This is a genomic window from Granulicella sp. L60 (assembly GCF_009765825.1).
Taxonomy (GTDB): Bacteria; Acidobacteriota; Terriglobia; order Terriglobales; family Acidobacteriaceae; genus Edaphobacter.
The window spans coordinates 1,334,194-1,340,324 of record NZ_LMUR01000018.1 but is presented as its reverse complement, the minus strand read 5'-3'; the positions used below and the strand labels follow the sequence as shown (position 1 = coordinate 1,340,324).

At 59.4% G+C, this 6,131-nt stretch carries 5 protein-coding genes; all 5 read right to left on the bottom strand.

Annotation, left to right across the window (positions count from 1 at the left end):
• Window positions 1-856, bottom strand: an 856-nt coding sequence (locus tag GSQ82_RS15905; protein WP_254061678.1) for a glycoside hydrolase family 28 protein, incomplete at its 3' end; no start/stop codon positions are given.
• A 291-nt stretch (window positions 857-1,147) separates the two neighbouring features.
• Window positions 1,148-1,273 (bottom strand): hypothetical protein, encoded by a 126-nt coding sequence (locus GSQ82_RS25385; protein ID WP_256370090.1) that lies wholly within the window; start codon window positions 1,271-1,273, stop codon window positions 1,148-1,150.
• Window positions 1,274-1,745: 472 nt separating this feature from the next.
• The gene (locus tag GSQ82_RS15900) at window positions 1,746-2,825 is read right to left on the bottom strand and encodes a DUF6599 family protein (protein ID WP_158793179.1); all 1,080 of its coding nucleotides are present in this window, start codon (window positions 2,823-2,825) and stop codon (window positions 1,746-1,748) included.
• A 116-nt stretch (window positions 2,826-2,941) separates the two neighbouring features.
• Window positions 2,942-4,279, bottom strand: coding sequence for a flagellin lysine-N-methylase (gene fliB / locus GSQ82_RS15895; RefSeq protein ID WP_158793178.1), 1,338 nt, complete (start codon window positions 4,277-4,279; stop codon window positions 2,942-2,944).
• Window positions 4,280-4,463: 184 nt separating this feature from the next.
• A partial coding sequence (locus GSQ82_RS15890; RefSeq protein WP_158793177.1) for an N-acetylmuramoyl-L-alanine amidase occupies window positions 4,464-6,131 on the bottom strand: 1,668 nt, incomplete at its 5' end.

Sequence of the window (6,131 nt, the reverse complement as noted above, 5' to 3'; positions counted from 1 at the left end):
CCCCCGCCTTGATCGCCACATTGTCGTCGCCGTTATCAATCCAGCTGTCCTCAATCGTGACGTTCGTAGACGATGCCGGGTCGATCCCGTCAGTATTCCGCGCATCCATCCCCTTCACCGTCGGAGTCAGCAGATGAACCCCCCACGCCGTGAAGCCGTTCGTATCGTTCACACTCACATGAATATTCGTCGAGTTGTGCAGCGTAATCCGGTAGAGCACCAACCCATCCGCATGACTGGCGTCGACCATCGGCGGTGTAAAGTAGCGCTCATTCTTCGGCTCAGCCTTGCGCGCCATCTCCCACCAGCTATAGTCCTTGCCCAGAATCTTCGCGTATCCCCGTCCATCTATCACCCCATCTCCCATGATGCCCGCGTTCTTCGCATCATGGATCGCAATCAACGGCCTGCATCCACCCACAGCCGCCTGCGCAGACGTCGCAATCGTGCCGCACACACCAGGCTTCACGCCCGCACCCTTCAACTCATACAAAGCAGCATCGCGCGAACCAAACAACGTAATCCCTTCGTCGATCATCAGCGTCACACCGGATCGCATCTCCAGCGGCCCCGTAAGAAACGCGTTATCCCCGCTCGAAGGTTTCAACTCCACCGCACTCCCCGGCGTACACCGGTCCAGAGCCGCCTGGATGCGCGCCGTATCCAGCTTACCCTCATCCGCGGCGTCCAGCTTCTCGCCGACAGATCGAAGTCGCGCTGGAAGCTGAATACAGGATGCCGGAATCTTAGGCTCAGTGACCGTGCGCGTATCCTGCGCCGCTGCCCTCCGCGCCGTCGGGACGACAGCAACCAGAAAAACAACCCCTACCCAACCCACCATTCTCTGTAAGCGCACGTTCAGCCAGCCTCCAACCCACGGCGCTGCTTGCTCAGGCCGTTCAGCCAAACTAGCACAACAGGACAACGATAGTTTGTCCCGCGCTCACACCAGCGTGCGATCTTCGAACAGGCTCATGTCTTTTTAATCAGCCACAGTTCGAACGCAGCCTCGAGCCGTTTCGCTATTGGTGTAGATCGACGAATCGACTAATTTAGAGGTCGTCATTCTGAGCGTAGCGAATAACCCCTGTATTTTTTGTCTTTGCACTTGCTGTTGTTCTTGCTCTATACCAACTGCGAGACTGCTCTAAAGCACATCCGGATCGTCAGGCTCCCCTCGATTCAGATCAACCTTATTCGCAAGCACGACAGGCGAGACCAACAGGGCAAGAGCCAGAAGACCGACAACCAGCTGAATCAAAGTATGCGTCATGGATTCCTCGCGAGAAGAGCTCCAGGCTCTCCATACACCCATGCATCGGCGGCCTTCCGTCCTGCATGAAACCGCACCTTTGCCCTCCATCAAAACCGTCTCCCAATTCGGGACACAGCCCAGTGCCAGGCCTCCCAGCGCCGGTCTTAAAAAGCGAAGAGGCCACCCGGCAACAGGGCAGCCTCTTCTTTAGGGAGAATAGTTCCAACGGAGGCAAAGCCATCAGAACTTTCTGGCGAAATACTAAGTTTGGCAAAAACCGGTGTCAAGGCTAAAACTCGCCTTGGGTAAGTCTTTATATGCTAATTAGTTACGGGGGTTACTCTTCGTACAACATTGCGTCCGATATTCGCCCTATATTCGCTTTCACGGACCTAGGCAACTATCAAACCACTATCGTATCAGCCGCTTAGCCCCTCGTCTGCACCATCACCAGTGCACACAACCGCCCGATTCTCCGCCGGACCGGCTCCTACCGCTCAGCCCCCGGCAGTTCCGAATGAATCTTCGCCGGACGTCCACTCAGGTCGATCCGCAAAAACTCCGGCTCGCTCGCCGCCGGCTTACCCTGCATGACCCGGATAGCGGCCCGTCCGCCGCCGAAGAAAAGACCCAGCACAATCGCCGCCAGCGCACCCAGTCCGCAGAAGATCAAAATGCTGCTCAGCAGGCTCACCGTCTTCCGAACCTCCGCATGAAACTCCGGCGGCACCGGCTTGTTCCACGTCACCTCGCTGCGCAGATGAATCCCTTCGATCGTCTTCTGCGCGTCAGCGGCGTTCCATGCGCCCGTGGTCATCAGCACCAGCGGACCCTCCCGCCGCAGCTTTACGGTCCCCGCAGCCGACCCCTGCCGATTCATCTCCGCCTCAATCTGCCGCCCATGATCGCCCGCAATCTGCGGCGTCGGATACAGCAGAAGCGTAAGCGTTCCCCTCCCCGCATACTTCGCCGTCACCACCTCGGCAGCCTTGTCGAACCCGATAATCTCCGCAGGCAGCACACCACCCATCGCCTGATATCCCACCGGCCCAAGCGCATACCGCACTGAATCTTTCTCCAGACCCTGCCCCGGCAGATACGTCGGCAGCAGAGGAGACAGTCCCTTCGGCCCTCCCACCTTCGGCAGACCCGTCTCCACCGTCCGCAGCACCGCCTCCGACGAAGACGAGCTCCCCTTCAAACTCCCAATCACCACCGACACACCGTTTCGAACCACATACGGCGCACTCTTGCGCAGATAGTCGAACGCCGCCTGCGCTCCAGTCGCATCCTCAAACTGATAGACCGTCACCGTCCCGCTCACGCCAGCGTTATGTCCCGGCGCTCCACGCTCATACCGCTTGATCCCGTCCTCCACCAGCACCGGACCATCCGCGCCAGCCCACGAAGGAACACCGTTCCCGGCAACATGGTCTGCACCGTCCTGCAGCGACGGCGGCAAGAGCGGAGTCGGCGGCATCGCCAGCATCGTCTGCCCATAAGCCACACGGCCAACAACCGAGACGCCCAATGCACCCACCAGCATCAGACCGGACACAACACGCGACACCCGCCGAGATCGACGAAAAACATCCATACGTTCGTCAGACTACACCAGCGCCGCAACGTGAGCCTAGCCTCGCACCCTCCAACCGCGACCATCCGCATCGCGCCACCTCACTCCAGTCAAGCACTCCTCTCCATCGCCTGAAAATTCAGCAGCATAGCAATCCCTCGCGGACTACCCAAACCACGCCTCACCACAAACGAATTAATCCCTCTCAAAAAATCCGGACTATGCTCCACCGCCTTCGCAAACGACTGAACCACCTTCACCACATGGCCCTCTCCAAATTCCTCGCGAGCCTCACCCGCCACTCCAACCAGTAGCCCATAGACCAGTACATACTGCATAACCATCAGCATGTACTCGTCGAAGATGCTCTGCTGCGTCGAATGCGCACTCTCCTCCCGCCCAAAAGGAAACAGCGTCCGAAAGATATAGTTCTGCAAATAATTCTCCAGAATATGAGGATGTCGCTCAAAGAACGGACGGCAGTATCGCTCCTCCGCCTCAACGTACCGCCGAACATCACTCGCTGCCGTCGACTCCGGCGAGTAGCCAATCCCTCGCTGAAACGCCTCGAAGCACTCCAGAAACCGCTCCCCCGTCCCGCCCGCACGGACCCGCTGATCGATCAACCGCAGCACCACATCCAGCTGCACCCCAGGCTGTCCCTCAACTCTCTCCAACTGCTCACGCAACCCGCCGGAAGCGACGATCCCTCCATACGTCTTCAAAATCCCAGGCACCACCCGATCCTGTTCTTCTCCCCGCACTTCATCCAGCCGCTGACACAACATCCCCAGCAGAAACAATCTCTGCCACACCGGACGCCCACGATCCCGAATCATCGCAACCACCAGCTCCCGAATCTCCCAGAAGAATCCATACGGCTTATAAAAGGGACCGCCGCCGCCCACCATCCGCGACACCTGATCAACCCGAAGACCCGCCGCCGACGCATCCCCCACCACCTCTATCGAACCTGCATCCAGCAGCACCTGACGCGCCGCCTCCGGACAAGAGAGATACAGCGACACCTCAAGCTCATCCTCCACCCTGTTCAACGCTCGCGGATAAGTAGAGCAAGTCGCCGACAGCAACTCCGCACCATACTCCTTCTGCACCCCGCAAAGCCGCTCCGTCGAAAGAAACGGACAGTCCCCCGATGACATCGGCCTGATCCGCCCGTAAAGAGAGTCGCCAACCTTACTCGTCGCGTGAGCCGCCGAAGAAGCATCTCCGTTAACTGTATTAATAGATACGTACTGCGCCACCAGCGACCCAAGCCCCTCCGCCGGAAACGCCTGATACCGCTCATACGTTGTCTTATCGATCAGTACGCTCATCCCATGACAACAGGTGTCCTCGCACTCTGTCCCAATACACCGAAAGGCGCTCCCATAGCGCGGCTGAATGCCTTGCGTCTTAATCTGTTGCGTCTCAATCGCCTGCGTCATAAGCCTCACTGAAGAAGCCGGACGCAACAGCTGCTATGAACTCATAGCCTCGCCCAGCCTTCCCGACACAAGAGTCGGCACCCTGGATAGAGCAAGCGCCCCGCCATCGCGAAGACAAATAAAGACAAACACATTGGAAGTATTTAACAACCCACGCAACGATCCCCGCCCACATCCACGAAGATCAGTTCCCGCTCGCCCGTTCCGCCGGTACCCGCGTCCCGCTCAAACCACCTTCGTACTTCGCCACACCTTTATAGAGGCTCTCCGCCACCCGCTCCCGATACTCCGGCTGCTGCAACTGCTTCGCATCCTTCGCGTTCGTCACAAATGAGATCTCCGCCAGGATCGAAGGCATATTCGCCCCAATCAACACCACAAACGGAGCCTTCTTCACCCCGCGATCCTTCAACCCGGCATTCCCCTTCTGCAACCCACCATACAAACCCTGCTGCACATCACTCGCAAACTCACGCGACTCGTCGATCTTCTCCTTCAACGCAATCTTCTTCACCAGATCGCTCAGCTGATGAATCGACTGATCGCTCACCGCATTCTCCCGAGCCGCCGTCTCCAGCGCATCCGGCGACGAGGTGAAGTTCAAATAGTACGTCTCCACTCCCCGCGCGCTCTCATCTCGCGAAGAGTTCGCATGAATCGAAAGAAACAGATCCGCCTGCGCCTTATTCGCAATCGCAGTCCGCGTCTCCAGCGGAATAAACGTATCGTCCGACCGCGTGTAAATAATCTCCGAACCCAGCCGGTCGTGCAGCAGCTTCCCCAGCCGCAGCGCCACGTCCAGCACCACGTCCTTCTCTTCAATCCCGTCCACACCCAGCGTTCCCGAGTCATGCCCACCATGTCCCGGATCGATCACAATCCTGCCGATCTTCAACCCCAGCGCCCGCACCAGCGAAGTCTCGCCGTCAGCCGTAGGCACCGCCGCCCGCGCCGGAACCGCATCCGCATCCTTCACCGCTTTTCCCCGCCGCGTCTTCTTCGTCACACTCGGCGTCGTCGCACCCGCCGCCACATCACCCGACGAACTCCCCAACCCACTCCCCGATGAACCCCCAACCCCACTCACTCCAGCCGCCGCATCGCCCACACTCTTGTCCTTCACCACCGCCGAGATCGGCTGCGACGTCGGCTGACTCGTCGCCTCCACCCTCCCCGGCTGCGCGCTCAACGCCGCCACATCGAACGAGCTCGTCGACTTCACCGCAGTCGTATTCGGCACCGTCGGCGCAGGCGTCGCCGCCCGCTGCATCGGCACCGACACAACCGCCGCACCCGGTTCCGACTTACTCCCACCATGAATATCAATAATCAACCGATACGGATTCGGCAGCAGAAACGCCGAGTACTCCGTCACGTCGTTCACATCCAGCACCACGCGCGTCATGTCATTCGAAAACTGCGCCGCGCGAATCTTCTTCAAAAATCCGTCATCCGTCACCGCAAAGCTCTTGCCCACCAGCTCCTGCGCCAGCCTCGTCCCATGCAGATCGAAATAAATCCGATCCGGATTCGGCACCCGCGCCGCCTCATACGTCACGTCATCGCCCAGATCGATCGCGACCCGCGTATACGTCGGCGTCGACCAGTGCCGAATCCCCGTCACTGCCGCCATCTGCCCATGCTTCCTCGTCGAGACCGCCACATGCATCGGCGCAGCCGGCATCGCAACATCCGGCCCACCAACACCCGCACCCAAATCCTGCGCCCCTAACCCCGCATCCACCGGAGCCGATGTCCCACGCCTCTCCGCGCCAACATCTCCACTCGCAACCGAACCCGCCGCAGGCGTCGAACTCGCAACCGAACTCGAAGCCACCGAAGTCGAACTGCC